Consider the following 17,819-nt stretch of genomic DNA (forward strand, 5'->3'; position numbering starts at 1 on the left):
AGCAAACTATGGCGGACAATATTTAAGAAATTTTTAGGGGGGTTGTTTGGTTATTAAGCGCGCTATCAATCGGCATTGGCGTCACCGCTCGTATCCTGTCCATGGGCGAGATGCATCGCGCGATTTCAGGCAGCGTATTGAAGCAAGGCGGTGGGTTCTGCTCGCCGACTTACCCCGAAAGCGGGTTGCCAGACCTATGCCCCAGGTGCTACCTGCGCACCTTCTATCCCGTGGTGTTGCAGTGAACGAGCCACAAAGCCACTGGCCTTTACGTCCTCCACATAATCGCGCAAGGCCTGCCGTGCCAACGCTGTTCGGCTGGCAGGATTGCCCCGCTTGTTGTTCACGCGATTAAAACGAGACTGTTTGGTACTTTCTTAAAATATAGGTTCTGCACAAATCGAACGGCGGCAGCCTGACGATATAGTGTTGCAGGGTGAACCCCGCCAGTCGAAACTCCGACTCTATCCTCGCATGCCCGGGGTCGCCGTTTGCCCCTGAAGAAGGGTCGCCCTTAACGTCAACTGAGATAATCAAACAATCACGGGTGATTCGATGAAACTCTCGCAGTAAATCCAGGCGAGCAGAAGCGTCAACAAGGCCCTGAAACGGACGCATCGAGAAAATACAGTCCACCGATTCATCCGCAAGGCCCATGGCGAACGATGGGGCGTGCAGACGCACTCGTTCGACCACCCTGGAAGGGTTGGCATTCCAGGCCGAAACCAACATCGTGGCTGACTTATCGGTGGCAATTATCTTTCGGTCGCGTTTTTCTGCCAGTAATGGCCAGAATCGACCGTCACCGCAAGGCGAGTCCAGCACTGTGGTGGGCTCGTCAGCCAGGAAAAGAGCCCTGCGAGCGATTAAACGGTCCCAGAAATTGGACAGTGCACGTAACAGGTCGCTTTCCCGTTTATAAAGCAACTTTGTATTGCTCATCGTTTGCTCCCTGCATTGATCGAGGTTGTGAAAAAAGCAGGAGAAACGTTCTGCGCGCCCATACAGTGATTCCTGAAGAGAAGTTTCAGGGCGCACTATGGCGAACAAACGTTAAAAATTTATTAGACGGTTTTGGCCTGTTACACGCCGGGACGGGCGCGTGGGAAGTGGGTGTTGCGCGAGTGCTCGCTGGCGCAAGCGCTGAGTACCGTGCCACCCCGCGAAGCGATCTCCCTGATCGCCCCGCAAGTTGACTCACCCTCAGCGCTACATCACGTCAGCCATACTTCGACCTTCGGCTCTGTGCCCTCCATGAAGACCAACGCCTCGACCTGACCGGCTTCGATCAGGTCGTGGCGAACGCCTTTCATCATTTCGAGCTGCGCGGCGGTGTCAATCCACTCAACCCGTGCTACGGGCGCCTTCATGGATTGGCGTGCGTCAGATTTCGCTTTGCGAATCGCAGACAGCAGGGTGCTGACGCTCATCAATAAGCGTTCGACGGACGCATCAGGCGACGCCTCTTCGTTCGGCCAGGATGCGGTGTGCACGGACCCGCACTGCCAGGGCTGCCAGACTTCTTCACATACAAAGGGCATAAACGGCGCAAACAGTCGCTGCTGCACGTTCAGCGCATGGGCCAACGCATTACGCGCCGAATGGCCTTCTGGTCGATAGGCGCGGCGCTTGACCAATTCAACGTAGTCATCGCAAAACCACCAGAAGAACCCTTCAATACGCGCCAATGCCACGCTGTAGTCGTACTGTTCCAGCGCAGAGGTAGCGTCCCGAACCACTGCGCCCAAGCGTTTAAGCATGGCCTGATCCAGCGGCTGGTTGATGTCCTCGATGTCATCCCTGGCAAAGGCTTGAACCAACCTTGATAGATTGAACAGCTTGACGGCCAGGCGGCGGCCGATTTTCATCTGTTGTTCTTCAAAGGCGGTGTCACTGCCAAGCCGCGCCGAGGCTGCCCAGTAGCGCACGCCGTCACTTCCATACTGATCGAGCAAGGCTTGGGGGGTTACCACGTTGCCTTTGGACTTGGACATTTTCTTACGGTCAGGGTCAAGGATCCATCCGGACAGCGCGACCGTGCGCCATGGCGCACAGCCGTGCTCAAACTGGCTGCGTACCATTGTCGAGAACAGCCAGGTACGGATGATGTCGTGCCCCTGGGGCCTGAGATCCATGGGGTAGATGTTGGCGAACAACGCATCGTTGTCGCCCCAACCGCCGGCAATCTGAGGCGTCAGGGAGCTGGTGGCCCAGGTGTCCATGATGTCTTGTTCACCGACAAAACCATTCGGTTGACCACGTTGCTCGGGACGATACCCTAGCGGAGTATCCAGGCTCGGGTCCACTGGCAGGCTGTCTTCGCAGGCAATAATCGGCGCGCTGTAGTCCGTTTCGCCCTCTGCGTCCAGGCGATACCAAAACGGTATGGGCACACCGAACGTGCGCTGACGGCTGATGAGCCAATCACCATTCAAACCGCCGACCCAATGTTCGTAACGCCGCAGCATGTGTGGCGGATGCCAGTCCAGCGTCTGGCCAGCGGCAAGCAACGACGCCCGCAGATCCGGCTCGCGTCCGCCATTGCGCAAGTACCATTGGCGCGTGGCGAGAATTTCCAAAGGCCGGTCACCTTTCTCGAAAAACTTTACCGCGTGTTGAATCGGCCGTGGCTCACCTTGCATCGCACCGCACTCGCGCAGCATCGACACAAGTTGCGTCCGCGCCTGGGACAAGTTCCGGCCGCCCAGGGCCGCATAGGCTTCTTGGCTGCTCGGCGTGGTTAACCAGGAGGGCGTCTCAGGCAACAGGCGTCCGTCTTTTCCCAGTACTGACCGCGTTGGCAACTGCAACTCTCGCCACCAAATGACATCGGTCAAATCGCCAAAGGTGCACACCATCGCCAAGCCGGTGCCTTTGTCGGGGTCCCCCAATGGGTGGGCCAACACAGGTACGTGCGCGTCAAAAATCGGCGAGCGCACGGTTTGCCCAAACAATGACTGATAGCGCGCGTCGTCCGGGTGAGCCACCAGCGCCACGCACGCCATCAGCAGCTCAGGACGGGTTGTGGCAACCATCAGTGCCGCACCGTCGGGCGAGTCAAAGCGCAGCGTGTGATACGCGCCGGCGATCTCGCGCTCTTCAAGCTCGGCCTGAGCCACAGCTGTCTGGAACGTGACATCCCACAGGCAGGGCGCCTCCTGGCTATAGAGTTCGCCACGCTGGTAATTACGCAGCAACGCGCGCTGGCTGGCGCGTTGGGAGCGTTCATCAATCGTTGCGTAGGTGAGGCTCCAGTCAACCGACAGGCCCAGTTGTACGAACATCGCACGGAAAGCTTGCTCGTCAATGGCCGTCAGTTCATGGCACAACTCGATGAAGTTGCGTCTGCTGATGACGGTAAAGTCAGCTCGCTTTGATGGAATTGGCTCAGAGGGTTTGAAATCAGGCTGGTAAGCCGTCAGCGCGTCGCACCGTACGCCATAGAAGTTCTCGACCCGGCGTTCGGTAGGCAAGCCGTTATCGTCCCATCCGATGGGATAGAACACGGCCTTTCCTCGCATGCGCTGGAATCGGGCGATGATATCGGTGTGGGTGTAGCTGAAGACATGGCCAACATGCAACGAACCTGAGGCCGTCGGCGGAGGGGTATCGATAGAGAACACGGTGTCGCGTTCGGCGGTGCGGTCAAAGGCGTACGTGCCTTCGCGCTGCCACTGCAGGGACCAACGTGCTTCGATAGTGTCGAGTGTGGGGGTGGCGGGTTGATCGTTTAGAAATTCATCACGTTTAACGGTGACATAGCATCCTCCTGTTGACATCAAAGGGCGCACCAATTGGGATGCGCCGAAGCGAAAGTTATAATAAATCGCCTTTGAAAAGTAAACCTTTGATTCTCCCGATACCCGATAGTCCTCATCCGCGCAGCGAATAGAAATAGGCAAGCCTCATAGATGATCCGGCATAGGTCGGGAGTGGTTGCTTGCCTACAATTCCGTACGCACCCACCGAGAGGATTTTCCATGAGCAACCACAAAACCCTGTTTATTACCGGCATCAGCAGCGGCTTCGGCAAAGCCCTTGCGACCGAGGCATTGGCAGCCGGCCACCGTGTCATCGGTACCGTTCGCAACGACGCGGCCCTGCAAGCGTTCGAAGCGTTATCAGCGGAGCGTGCCCATGGCGTGATCCTTGATGTCACCGACTTTGAGCGGATCGACAGCGTCGTCGCAGAGGTGGAGACCCTTTACGGCCCGGTGGATGTTCTGGTGAACAACGCAGGTTATGGCCATGAGGGCATATTCGAGGAGTCGCCGCTGGAAGAAATGCGTCGTCAGTTCGACGTCAACTTATTCGGCGCCGTTGCCGTGACCAAGGCCTTCGTGCCGTACTTCCGTCAGCGCCGCAGCGGGCACATCATCAATATTACGTCCATGGGAGGCACCATCACGATGCCGGGCATCGCCTATTACTGTGGCAGCAAATTCGCGCTCGAAGGCATCTCCGACACGCTGAGCAAGGAGCTCAGGCCATTCAATATTTTTGTCACGGCCGTGGCGCCTGGCTCATTTCGTACTGATTGGGCGGGCCGGTCCATGCAGCGTACGCCGCGCAGCATTGCCGACTACGATGAAAGCTTTGATCCGGTACGCAAGGCACGCGAAAAGAAGAGCGGCCAGCAATTGGGGGACCCGCAAAAGGCAGCGCAAGCCATGTTGCAGTTGATTGCCAGTGACAACCCACCGGCCCATCTGTTGCTCGGCAGTGATGCGTTAGGTTTTGTGCGCGAAAAGCTGGCGCAATCCGTGCGCGACATCGACCAATGGGAAACACTGACACGTTCTACGGATGGTAAAGCGTCGTAACACCGTGAGAGGGCATATGAATCATTCTGCAACGCGAACCCGGCGCATGGTTCAACTGATGGAACAGTTGGCACCGCTGGAAGGCTACAACCTGAGTGCACTGGAGGACATACGCTTCCTGCGCTCCAATCGTCCGCTGAACCGAACACCCGTGCTCTACGAGCCGGGCATCGTGATCCTGTGCCAGGGGCGCAAGCTCGGCTATCTGGGTGACGAGGTCTACAGGTACGACGCCCAGCACTACCTGGTGGTGTCCGTACCGGTGCCTTTCACCATGGAAACCGACGCCAGCGCAGAGGAGCCGATGCTGGCGGTCTACATGCGTCTGGATTTCAAACTCGCTGGCGAACTGATCCTGGAAATTGACGAAAAGTTTGGCCCAACCAGCGAGCGCCCCAAAGGCATGTATTCCTCGCCGATGGATGAGATGTTGCGCGAGTCGACACTGCGCTTCCTCGAAGCGATGAGCCATCCTGTCGAGGCGCAGATCCTCGGCCCGTCGCTGGTGCGCGAAATTTACTACCGCATCATCGCAGGTGAACAAGGCGGGTCCATGCGTGCCGCGCTGAGCAGGCAAGGCCATTTCGGAAAGGTGACTCGCGCCATTCGCAAGATCCACAGCTGTTACCAGGAGCGGCTGGACGTCGAGTGTCTCGCTCAAGAGGCGAGTATGAGCGTGCCCAACTTTCATCTGCACTTTCGAACCGTCACCGACTCCTCGCCGATGCAGTACCTGAAATCGACCCGGCTGCATCAGGCACGATTGTTGATGCTGCGCGATGACCTGTCGGCCTCATCGGCGGCTTATAACGTGGGCTATGAAAGCGCGTCGCAGTTCAGTCGGGAATTCAAGCGCTTCTTCGGCCGCACACCGCATGCCGAGATCGAATGGATGAAAGCAACGTATTCGCTGCCGGCACCCGTGCAGCCTTCGATTTATGTGTCTTCGCACTGACTTGAACCGGCCGTGGGGTCAAGGAGGAGGGCGGTCATATCGCCGCCAATCAGGCGAGCCGAGGCCTGCACCTATGCCAAGCAACCGGCAGACACATCACTTCCAATAGCGCCGTGGGCGACGGAAGCTACTCTCGATTGATCCCGTGTCTAAGCGCTGCATCGCACCTGAACCGGTTTAACTCTGTTCCAGCACCATCGGTAAATACATATTCCATATCACCAGTAACGGACGCTGGTCTTCCTCCAACGAAGAATACAGAGTTATCGAAAATACCCATTCCCCCCCCTCCGGCTGCGGGTGGGCCTGCTTGCGCCAGGTGTCCACTGCCGTTTGCAAGTTGCCCGCCGTGCTGCTGTCGAGCGTCTGGTTGGGGTACAGGTACACTGGCGTTTCCCCCACGAGCCCATGGTTTGGGTCCTGCGGGTCGGTGGCCAGTTCGTAGGCATAGGCCACCCCGGCGGTGATACTCAGCCCGCCATTTTTCGCGGCGTCGCCGAACAGGCTGTCGAAGGCTACCTGCAGGGCCGCGCTGATTGTGGTAGACGCGGTCGCCAGCGGCACCCGCTGGTCCCATGCATTGAGTGGGGTGGCCACACTGGCGGCTTCGACCCGGTCCGTCTGGAACACGAACGCCGGATGAGTGGGGGGGCCGTCTGCACCGAGCAGTTTCTGATTGCGCTGGACCAGAATAGAGCCTGTACCGTTCTGCCAGCGCGCGACGTTAAGCCCTGCCAGGACCAGGCTGAAAGTCGGCCACGACGCCGGGACGTGCACATCCGGCGGCACCTCATAACGCGACTCGCTGGCCGAGACGCCTGTCCGTTCCAGTTGCACCGTCCACCCCGCTGCAGTCAGTGCCCATACTTGGGGCCATTGCCCGTCGGGACCGACGTCGGCGTTCAGCGCAGTGAGGCTGAGACTGGCCACTTCGCGGCTGGCTTGCAGCCCATCGCGATCGGTGACCCGTGCCTGGAAGCTGAATTGATCGGTGGCCGGGGCCAACAGGCGTGCATCCGCGCTATTGTCGGCCTGGCGCGTGTTCCAGCTGCCGGCAACCGCACGGGTCAGATCGCGTAGCGTATCAGCTGCATTGCTCTGCACGGGCGTCAGGGCGCCGCTCTCCGGCAGGTCACCGAGGATGTCCCAGAGCCCATCGGCCACAGTGATGTAGCGCGCCAACTGGACGAACAGATCCACATCGTCGGCCGCCAGTCGCAACATCGGGTCGGGCCGCAGGTTGTAGCTCAGGGTCAGACTGACATCGTCCTGCTCGGCATGCTCGTGGGAGTAGGTGAAGCGATGCTCCCATAACGCCAGGCTGGCCAGACTCACCTCGTTGTCGGCGCGCCGGGTACTGACGGCGCGGCGGCTGCGCAGGGTCTGACGCAGTTCGGCATTCAGCGCGGTGGTACTGGCGCGTTGCTCGACGATCACTGGCAGCGCCGGGAATTCGCGCAGCGGAATCGGCACCGAAACTTCGCCCAAGTCCACGCTCATTGCCGCCGGAAGATTGCTGCCGCCCAGTGGCGGGATAAAGGTCAGCCACTGCGACGCAGCGTAGCCGTCTGGCAGGCCGGCAGTGGTGATATTACGCTCCAGGTCGGTGATGCCGAAGGCCATGTTGGCAGTGACCGCACGGTGGCTGGAGGGGTCGGACTCGGTCAGCAGCAGGGTGATGAACGGCGAAAAGTCAGTGAGCCAGCACTTGCCCGCGCTCATGCTCCAGGAGCGCTCTTCGCCTCCGCTGGTGACGTCAATGCCGCCATACATGTCCGCCGGCAACAATGCGCTGTCCGGGTCCTGCCAGGCCGAAGCAACCTCGCGGTTAAGTTGCACCAGGGTCGAGGCACTCCAGGCCCGGGACAGGCTGATGCCCAATTGCTGTTGCAGGGTGGTGGCCGCTGCCGCCTGGCCGGCGACTGCGTCCGGGTCACTGATTTGCAGAATCGGTTTGAGCCCCTGCGCAATGGCCCCGGCCAGTTGGCGCTTGACCGCCACCAGATCGTTCAGGGTCTGGCGGGTAGCCGGGGTACGGTACAGCGCGGCGACGTTGTTGGCGCCAAGAATGCGGTCCATGTCCGAGAGAAACCGCCCGGCCCAGGGTTCCACGTCGACGCCCTGGAAATCATACTGGCTGCTGGTGTGCGACAGCGTGCCATCGGGCAGCAAAGCGTTGAGGTTGACGCCCTGGCGGCTGACCAGGCTCTTGTACAGCGGGGTCAGGGCAAAGAAGCGCGGCTGCGGTCCCGGAGCGCCGGGTACCGTGGTGGTTCCGGCGATAGCCAGGGAGCGGATCCCCGCATCGCCGAAGTTCACCGCCCACAGATCGCGGCTGTCTTCCAGGGCTCGTCCAGTGGCGATACGCAGATTGGGCAGTGCCGTGCGCATGGCAGCGATGAAGGCGTTCAAGGCGAGACCGCCGCCCTGGTCCTCGGCCGCCGGCACTTGCGGTGCCGGGATCGGGCTGCTGCTGTGCGATACGCCACCGTCGTTGTCAGCAGCGAAGTCCGGGTTGATCAGCGCCGTCGGGCGGCTCAAGGTCAGGCTTACATTCAGCGCGAAGGCAGGCCCCGGATATGGCCCGCTGGCATCGATCGGCAAGTTGATGCGTATCACGGCTGGCGGCACCAGGGCGGGTGCAGCCGCGGCGAACAGCAGTTTGTCAGCGTTCGCCGGGGTTTCGACGATTTCCTGGGCGTTGACCTGCACCCCGGCGTCGGCGAAACGTACGATCAGGCTGTTCAGACAGTCGTTGGCCTGGGTGACCACGCTGGCCTGGCCTTGCGGGGCATCCAGGCGGATACCGCTGGCGATCAGGTTCGGCGTACCGACGTTGGCCAAGGCAAAGGCGCCGGCGCTGACCCCCAGCAAATCAGCAAGGGCCGATGGCGCAGTGGCGCTGGCAAATTGCGCAGGGGCGCAGATCAGCAGGGCGCCCGGGGTCAGCACCTCAGTCTCGTCGCCGATGCTCGCCAACAGATCCGTCAGGGTCGCCGCAGGCGCCTGTTGCTGCAGTTGACTCAGTGTGGCGGCCAGGCTTTGCCCGCTGGCGGCAGTGATCAGGCGGTAGGACTGGCCGCCGACGCTGATGTTCAGGGTCACGCCACCGGCCATCACGGCGGGCATCTCCAGGTTGTCTGTGGCCAGCTCAAGAGAGCGCTGGGCGAAACGCGGGGCGATGGTGTCGAGGCTGTCGCCACCCTGGATCGAGTAGGGCACTCGCAGGTGGGCATCGTCAGCCGGCCAGCTCACCCGGCCCGGCAAGGCGAAAGCGCCGTCGCCCGGAACCGCGAGATCCGGGTTGGCGCCGAGCAGCAGTTCAGCCGGGCAAGCGTGGGCATCAGCGAATTGATGCAGGGTTTGCGCGCCATCGGCGCTGATCCCTGCGCCGTCGTTGAAGTCACCCAGATAAAGTAGCGCGCCCATTTCGAACAGATTGACCGAGGAGGTATTTTGCGCCGCGAGGGCTGCCTGGCCCAGACCGCTGCCGTTGTGCCCCAGGCTGTCGTCGTTGCCCGCGACCCAGGCCGTGCTGGAAATCAACTGGTTGGCCTGGAAAATCGCCGGCAGGGCCTGATGGCTTTGGCCCAGATCGCTGACGTTGATATTCACCCCCAAGGCGGCGAAGGCGGTGCAGACTTGCTCCAGCGAGCGGATCGGCGCCTGTGCATCGGCGTCGGTCACCTTCACCGAAACCAGCTCTGCCTCGGACACCGCAACCGAGAAGGTAATGCCCGGAGTGAGGATGGTCAGGCTGGCGTTATCTCCGGCCAGCAACCCGGGCAGGGTCCCAAGGAGATTGGCCAGGGTTGCCAGGTTGGCGCTGCCGTCGGCGGTGTTGCGGGTCAGTGCAGGCAAAACGTTGAGTATCGCGCCGCGGCGCAGCGGCACCTCACCGTTCTCGGGCGCGGCCAGCAGAGCCTCGGCAGTGATGCTCGGCCAGCCGCTGGGGCGGGTGATACCGGCGATGCTCTGCGCCGTGTCGTTTTCGGCGAACAGGGCGTAGGCCGGCACTTTCAGCAGGGCGCCGTCACCGAACAGTGCGTGCATGGGCACTTGCGCGTTGGCCAGGGCCATTTCCGCGTAGCGCAGGCTGTAGTTTTGGACCAGTGAAGCGAGGGTGGCATTCGCCGGGGCACGTGCGGCACCCAAGCGTGATGCACTGGCGCTGAAGGCTTGGGACGCGGCGGCGAAGCGCCAGAGCGGTTGCTGGTCGATAGCGTGCGCGGCGCTGGTGTCGAGGCTGGTCTCCACGGCCGCACTTAACGGCTGGCCGAGCTGGTAGTAGGCCTTGGCGTAGGCTTCGGCCTGGCGAGCGGCGGTTTGCGCGGCGGCATCGCCAGGCTGGCTTGGCGACGGCATCACCGTGGTCGGGCGCGCCTCCAGGCTGATGTTCAAGGTCACCTTGGTCTCGCTGATACTGACCGTCCAGGCGCTGACCAGTGCCGGCCAGGCGCCCACCCCGAGCAATGGATCGGTATAGCCGCTGGGCAGGCTTACCTGGCCCTGGCCGGCGGGGTTGGCGCCGGTCTGGTTGCCAAAGATGTCCTGGAAGTTCAACACGACCTGAGCCGAGGGCAGGCTCGTGCTCCAGCCAAAGCCGCGGTACGGGTCGTCGTCCGGACTCGGCAGGCCAGCCACACGTGGCAGTGGCGACGGCGTAGCGAAGCGGTACAGCGGCAGGATCTGCTCGTACAGCCAGCAAGGGTCGGCCTCCTCGGCCAGACGCTTGTCGCGCAGTAGGCCGCGACGGATCAGGCGCTCGCGTTTCCACGCAGAGGGAGCGTCCTTTTCCACCGGGGTGGGCGGCGCGGGCATACCCGAGGCCGCCATGGCGAACGGCGAACCCTGGACGGCCGGAATCTGCGTGCCGAGCAGGCTGAAGAGTCTGCGAGCCTGCAATTGAGGGGTGCTCTTGGCCTCGTCCGGCGGTGCGTCGAGGGTCAGGTTGAAGCCGACGCTGCCCGCCGGTACCAAAGCCTGCAGGATCGTGTCCTCTTCGTTATGGTCCTCGGCATAGAGGGTGCCGATGGTTGCATCCAGCCCCGGCGCTACCAGCGCGCAAGTATTGAACGGCAGCAGTTCGCGCCCCTGCGGCGCCTTGCCCTGCTGGGTCCCGGCGATCACCAGCAGGTCAATGCTGGCGACGCCATTGGCGTCCAGAGCACTGGCCGGCAGGCCTTTTTCCAGGCCCAGGGTGTAGCCGGTGCCACCGACTACGCTGCCTTCCCAAAGCAAGGTGACAAAGCGCTCCAGCTCATTGAGCGACGCGGCCGGGGCCGGCTCGCCGTCACGGGCCAGGCTGTTGACCCGGCCAAGGGAAACGTCAGGGGCGCGTGGCACGCTTTCCGTGGACAGGTTGGCCTGGATCAGCCAGGTCTGTTCAGGCGTGCCGTCGAGCACGCTGACCCCTGCGGCGTTGCCAGCATTCGGCGCAGGCAGGGCCAACACCTTGACCACTGTGCCGCTGCCTTCGCCGGCCGCCAGCCAGGCGCGTAAAGCCAGCAAGGTCGGGCGCTCGGCCTCGTCCACGCCTTGCAGGGCGAACAGGGTCAGGGCGTCATTGATCTGCTTGATTGCCACCGGAATGCGGCAGGCCCAAGTGGCGCTCTCGACGGCGACCGAGTCGCGTCCGGCGCTGGCGCCTTCAGCGGTGGTCAGCAGGTCGTAGGCGACGCTGGAACCGGACAGGGCCTTGGCCCGCAGATCCGCCGGCAGGGGCCAGAGGGTGGGTTGGGCACCCACGGGTGGTGCGTCCATGCCGGGAATCGGCAGTATCACTGGAGTTTGCAGCTCGATACGTTGGGTCAGGCCGTAAGCTGTCGGCGAACGCCCTGCGAGGACCATGGGCGCTGGCGCCTTGACCACCGGCAGGGTCAGGCAGGTAGCTGGGCCCATCGCGATGATCTGCGCGTTGCTGTAGCGGTAATTCAGGCTCTGCACCACCTCGGTGGGCACCGCCGTGCCGACGGGCAGTTCGCTGCGGACGAGGAAGCTGCTGTTCGGCAAGGCGTTGGCGCTGGCGACGGTGCTGTCCACCAGGCTGATCCATTTGCTCTGGGCGCTCAGGGTCATGTCCAGGGCGGGGTCGTCGGCCTTGTCCGGTGCGGTGTCCACTGCCAGGTCGAATTGCTGGCCGGTGAGGTCGTAGAGCGGTGTGGGTTGTTGCGTGTCGGCGACCGCATGCCCCTGGGCGTCGGCCACGGGCTTCGGCGCACGCAGGCCGGCCATCAGCGAGCGTGAGCCCTGGTTGACGATACGCGGCAGGGCTTCGCCGCCGAGCAGTTGGTCGAGCAGCCGTTCGATGGTGATCACCGGCAACTGGGTCACGTGCAGTAAGGTGCCAATGGCGTAAAGGCCGGCGAGATTTTCCAGACGCACCGCGGCATCGGTAATGCTCAGACCGAAGGTGTTGGCCAGCAAGGTGAAACTCAGGGTCTCGCCTTTGCCGGCCTTGGCAACGGCATTCGGCACCGGTACCACTGCCAGCGGCGCGAGGAAGGTCGCGGGGCCGGCCCAGGCGAGAATGTTTGCCCAGGCGTACTGCCAGGTGCCCAGCGCCGGGTCGTGGCCGGAGGTCCAGCTGACATCCAGCAGCAAGCGCCGGGCCAGAGCTGTGATGCTTTCCCCGGGCGCGGCGTGCAGGTCATGGGTGAGCGGCAGCCCAAATGTGTTGTTGCCGGTTTGGGTCACGTCGCCGAGAAAGGCCTGCCAGTCCGGTGCTTGCGGCGGAGACTGGGTGGGGTAGACCTGGACCAGGGCCAGGGTCGCGGCGATACGATCCAGGGTGTCGCCGGGCTGGGTGATGTAGTCGCTGACCGGCTCCAGCGCATTGAAGCCCAGAGGCACCCGCAGGGTCTGACCTGGTGGCAACTCCTGGCTGTTCACCGTGAGGTCGTCGCGTGTCAGTCTCGCGATCAGGTCGGCATTGCCGTTGAAGACGGCCTGGGCGTACCAGTCTGCCGGGAGGAGCGGTGGCAGGCGATAACGCACATAGGCCGTGGCGGCGGCCAGCAACTTATCGGCAGGGCCATTGCTCCAGGTCCGCAACGGCAGGTCGAAGGGCACTGCCGGGTCGAGCAGCTCGGCGGACTCGCCGAGGCCGCTGCCGTCGGCTTGGAACAGCTGGCTGCTGCTGGCCAGGTTGAACAGGCTCGCGATGGCGTCCAGGGTTTCGCTGCTGGCGGCCTGGTGAAGCAGGGTGCCCAGCTCGACGCTGTCCAGCGCAAAGGCTTGATTGGCGTTGTCCCCGGCCAGCACTTCTGGCGCAATGCCAAGATTTACCGGCAGGCGGCTGTTCACCGGTGCGCTGGCTAGCTGACGCTCCAGCCCGGGATTGAGGAACAGCAGTTCGGCACTGCTGGCGCCCAGTGCCTGAGCCACGCTTTCAATGGTATCCCCCGCGCGTACCGGGTAGTCGATGGTGGCGCTGGCAAAGCTCGCCGCCAGTTGCGCCAGGGACTGGCCCTGGCCGTCGCCGCCGTCGGCTACGCTGACCGTGGTGTTGGCCAATAGATCTCCAGCTTCCTGCACGGCGGCCTTGGCCAGCATCAGGCAATAGTCGCGGAAGATAAAGGTCGGGAAGGACTCGTAAGTCGCCGGATCATCCAGTTGCGGACGCGGTCCGCTGGCCCCGCCCACCGGCAAGTACTGGCCCATGTATTGGGCCAGTTGCCATTCGTACCAGGGCCCGACCCGATTGACCTCGTCGAAGTTCAGTGTTCCGCCCGGCGTGCCGCTGCGTATCAGGCCCGGTGGCAGCGGCGCGACCATGCCGCCGACTTCGGTAACGGCCCCCGGATCGGCCCCGAGCAGCAGGTGCAGGTTAGTCGCGAACAAGGTATCCAGTTTGCTCCAGGCAAAGGCCGCATCAGCGCTTTGCGGATCCTCAAGAGCACCGGCGAGCAGGGCCAGTTGGCCGGCGGTGAGCGGATCGGCTTCGGTCCGCGGGCCATCGGGAATGGCGTACAGCGCATAGAGCAGAACGGTGCGCACCCACAGGTCCGGCGTCAGGCTCGACGTGTCCTCGGCGCTGGCGGCGAGGGCGTGGTGTAACGCTGAGCGCCGGGCCTCGGCACGCGCGGTAGGGGCCTTTGGATCGACCCCGGAGTTGGCGCAGAGTATGAACGCGACGCGGTAGTTGGGCGTTGCATCGGTCTGGGCCGGGCCGCTCCAGGACACCGGCAGTTCGCCGATGGAAATGCTCGGCAGCAGATAGAGCAGGGCGCTGCGCGGCTGGTGGTCGGGCCATTGGCTGCGGCTTGGGTTCCAATCCCAATCGCTGGCCTCGACCAGCGGCAGGGCATTGTTTGCGCGCTTGCGCAGCAGCACTTGGTGCAGATGCTGGGCGCTGAGCACCTGCACCCGCTGCGCGTAATTGCGCCGTGCCCGGGGTCCGTAGCCGCTGCATAGGCTGCCCGCCCGCCCTGGCGTGCCCAACAGGTGGTTGCTCTGGAAACCTTTGGGATCGCCGCCTGGCGCGACAATCCAGGGGGTCTGCTGAACTGATCCGAGGGTGAAGGACAGCTCCAGCGAAACGTGGAAACTGAAAGAAATCTTGATGAACAGGATCTTCACCTTGGCCTCGGCGCGCACCGAGACCTTGAGCGTGAGTTCGGTCGGCCGGTAGCACTCGAACAGCGCGCTGACCTGGGCATAGGCCTCCAGGCTGATCGAAACCTTGATCACCTTGAAGTCCACGTAGCCGTAGACCTTGCCGTGCAGTGCGGCAATGCCCTGGGCACGGAAATACTGAGCCGACGCCAGCCCGGCGCTGGAGGGGTTGAACCAGCCGAGCACGCCCTGGAAGATCACCTGCACCTCGACATAAGCACCACCACCGAGGATCCCGGCGCGAATTTCCTTGCCGACCCCCACCGCGAGGCCGATGCCCAGTTCCAGTACCGGCGAGAAGGTACCGTTGCTGATGCGGGGTACCTGGCTCGAAGTTACGCCATCGAGCAGGCCGAAATAGACCCCGCCGCGACCAATGAAGACATAGGCCTGGACAGAGAACGAACGGCTGAAATCCTGGTTGTAGGGAAAGCCCAGGTCTACCTTGAAATTGCCATTGGTGTAGACCTCGATGACCACAGTACCGAGGGTCAGCGAGGCGATGCCGATCTGGAAGGTACGGAAGGCGTCCGGCAGGCGGAGCTCGACGCGGAACATGCCGACGTCATCGGAAATTTTCTTGTACAGGATCTCGAAGCGCAGCCCGGCGAGACTGCCGGCCTTCTCGCCGTTGAGGCCCACCGACAAGCCGTAGAGGATCGGGTCGTTGAACAGGAAACCGAGGTCTACGGTATTCGCCATCAGGCCGATGTCCAGGCCGATCAGCCACTGACTGTCGGCGGAGTAGGCGACCCCGCTGCTGCGAGTGCTCGGCAAGTTGTCGGGGTTTTCCACCGGCTGCATGAATTGTTTGAGCAGGGCCAGGTTACCGACCACGGTGTCCACCGGGTTCTGCAGACGGATGCGCTGGCCAATGCCGAGGTAGCGCAGCTCCACCAGCGAAGAACCGGTGCCCGGCACGGCGGGCGGCGGGTCGTTGACCACATCCCAGGCCAGGGCATCGTCGCCGGTATAGGATTTGCCCAGCAGCGAACCTTCAAGGATCAGCTCCACCTTGCCGGCACCGGCCCGGGTATAACGTACTCCGATCGCCGAGAGGCTGCCGAAGCCAAGGTCCACGTTGGCCTTGTAGACGAACTCGACCACGTTGTTGGTCGGGTCGAGGGTGAATACGAAGCTGGACAGCTCGATGCGCTTGAGTACGTCCCACGGCGAATCGAGGGTAAAGCCCAGGGTCGGCGCGGCCAGGTTGACCAGGTATTCGAGCATATCGCCCAGGGTGGTGCCGCCCAGCTGTACCGAGATCACTTGATGGCGTGGGTTGGTGGTGCTGTCCTTCTCGCCGCGCCAGGCGGTAATGGCCTGAACCCAGATCGTATCGACGTAGACCTTGAGCAGGTAAGTCGGCTCCTCGACCCCTACGTCCATGCCTACTTCCACGCCAATGCGGTTGATCGAGAACTCACCGCTCAAGCGCCCCGAGGCGGGTTTATCCGCGGGCGCGCTGCCGTCCCGAGCGATATCGATGCTGGCAGCTGCCGAGATCTTCAGCTCGGTGCCGAACAGGGTCGGGGTCCAGCGCATGGAAATAGTGCCGCCCAGTTCGTAGGACTTGTCGCCGGTGGAAAAGCTGACGTCGAGGCGGTCTACGATGAGCGCGGGTATCGAGGCGGAGGCCTTGCTCAGGCCAAGAAACTGGGCAACCAAGTCGCTGAGGTTAATGCTCGTGCCCTGGTAGAGCCCTCCGGCGAAAAGCCAACCCTCGGGGGTGTCCGGGTCCTGCACCGGGTATTCGGCGCTGAATACCAGGCGAGGGCTGTCGTAGTCGTCTTCTGCTGCCGAGGGGAAAAACGAGAACACGCCATTCAGGCCACCGCCAATCTTGCCGTTCTGTGCGGTGATCCAAAAGCCGATCTCTTCAAGACGCAGGGTGATCACCACCAAGTTGATCTCCCAGCCCTGGTCCATGCTGGGCTGGTCATCGGTGGGGTCGCCGAATACCACTAGGGTCTCGGCGGAATAATTCTGCAGCAGTGGATCGGCGGCGAAACCCAACTCGCTTACCACGGCGCTTTGCAGGCCTCCCACGGCAGGGCCCGGAGCGCCGAAGAAATAGCTGAATGCCTGGCCGATCGGAATGTAGTCGCCAGCGCGCATCTGCCCCTGAATGTATAGCTGCGGCAGGCTGACTGAGACATCAATGTCGACTTTCTTCCCGGAGTTGGCATTGTCGCCGAAGCGTAGGGTGCCAAACACCGCACCGCTGACAGTACCGGTATAGCGTGTAGCGCCACCGTCAGTGGTGATTGCACCCCAGCCCCACACCCAGCGGGTACCCACATCATGCAGGGTGATGAAGGGCACTGGAGGCGACCATTGCTGGTTAGAACCGATGGTCACGCCCAACGCCTGAAGCTGCGGAAGTCCACCACCTGCCGGTGACGTGAAGGTGAGGTCTACCTCTCGGAACTTGAAGGTTTCCAGGAGCGGGAAATTGTCCGGGAGGGGCAGGGCTGGCAGGCCGAAGAGGGTGCTCAACTGCGCCATGCCGCGAACAATCGAGGCGTGGGCCGGGTCGAATTCGGCGGTCAGGCGCCATTGCGCGCCCACCACCAGCAATGGCGTGGACAGGTTGGCCACCAGCGCCGCGTTGTCAGCGCCCAGACTGACGGTGCCGACCAGATTGATGACCGAGAAGCTGGTGCGGTTCCACAGTTCTTCATCGAGGTCGTCGCGTACCAGCAGCTCCAGGCCAAGATTACTCAGTGCCAGGCCTGCCGGGCCACGACCGGTGGGTGCGGGCGAGCAGACGTTGAGCACCGGTGAGCCGGCCGCCCTGGCCAGCAGGTCCATGACCGGTACGTCGTCCCAGCTGGCTGGCATCTTCAAGCTACCGCTCAAGGCCAGCGGCCATGGGGCGAGCATATCCAGGGCAGTAGAGAAGACGTCATTGGCCGGTAGGCGTCCGGATAGCGTCAGGCTGCCATCGGTCCGGCTATCGGCCTGGAATACGGGAGCCTCCAGTACCAGTCCTTGCAGGAAAGAGGGCTTCCAGACCACTGAATCGCCACGATCGGCGGGTTCGCCCTGCGTCTGTGGCAGGCAGGAGGGATTGAAGAAATCCGAGAAGGTCCATCTCGTCGAGGTGAAGGCCAGGCTTAATTGAAACAGGCCGCTGCCCGCGTCCGCCTGGGTATAGAGCAATTGCCCGTGGACCGCGAATCGCATGCCTTGTGGATCACCGGGCTGGCCGAAATGGCCGCTGGCGCTCAGGGTGACCCGGTCGAGCCCTTGGCTCAGAGTGACGCTGGATAACAGCCAGGAATCATGGATGCCGAACAGTTCCAGCACATCGCGTAGCGGCGCTAGCGCGGATTGTGTCGAGGCTTGCCAGAGGTCGATGACACCGTCGTGGATCGAGGCGTTCAGCGCGGAGTAAACGGTGGCGACTGACATGGGATACC

5 protein-coding genes are annotated in these 17,819 nt (G+C 62.6%); 2 read left to right on the forward strand and 3 right to left on the reverse strand.

Annotation, left to right across the window (positions count from 1 at the left end; all coding sequences use genetic code 11):
• Nucleotides 1-351: 351 nt before the first annotated feature.
• Both BFW87_RS25505 and valS read right to left on the reverse strand, forming a co-directional pair.
• The gene (locus tag BFW87_RS25505) at nucleotides 352-942 is read right to left on the reverse strand and encodes a class I SAM-dependent methyltransferase (protein ID WP_078742472.1); all 591 of its coding nucleotides are present in this window, start codon (nucleotides 940-942) and stop codon (nucleotides 352-354) included.
• A gap of 272 nt (nucleotides 943-1,214) precedes the next feature.
• Nucleotides 1,215-3,902: a valine--tRNA ligase gene (gene valS / locus BFW87_RS25510; protein ID WP_254865948.1), complete on the reverse strand. Its 2,688-nt coding sequence runs from the start codon at nucleotides 3,900-3,902 to the stop codon at nucleotides 1,215-1,217.
• Nucleotides 3,903-3,980: 78 nt separating this feature from the next.
• Here valS and BFW87_RS25515 point away from each other — a divergent pair, with 78 nt between their 5' ends.
• Together BFW87_RS25515 and BFW87_RS25520 are read left to right on the forward strand one after the other, a co-directional pair.
• Nucleotides 3,981-4,823 (forward strand): oxidoreductase, encoded by an 843-nt coding sequence (locus BFW87_RS25515; protein WP_078742474.1) that lies wholly within the window; start codon nucleotides 3,981-3,983, stop codon nucleotides 4,821-4,823.
• A gap of 16 nt (nucleotides 4,824-4,839) precedes the next feature.
• Nucleotides 4,840-5,778: an AraC family transcriptional regulator gene (locus tag BFW87_RS25520; protein WP_078742475.1), complete on the forward strand. Its 939-nt coding sequence runs from the start codon at nucleotides 4,840-4,842 to the stop codon at nucleotides 5,776-5,778.
• A 177-nt stretch (nucleotides 5,779-5,955) separates the two neighbouring features.
• Here the strand turns inward: BFW87_RS25520 and BFW87_RS25525 are convergent, their stop codons facing one another.
• Nucleotides 5,956-17,811 carry a hypothetical protein gene (locus tag BFW87_RS25525; protein ID WP_078742476.1) on the reverse strand — a complete coding sequence of 3,952 codons (11,856 nt, stop codon included), beginning with the start codon at nucleotides 17,809-17,811 and terminating at the stop codon, nucleotides 5,956-5,958.
• Nucleotides 17,812-17,819: the final 8 nt, after the last annotated feature.

Origin of the sequence: Pseudomonas fluorescens (assembly GCF_002022275.1) — a bacterium.
GTDB lineage: Bacteria > Pseudomonadota > Gammaproteobacteria > Pseudomonadales > Pseudomonadaceae > Aquipseudomonas > Aquipseudomonas fluorescens_AJ.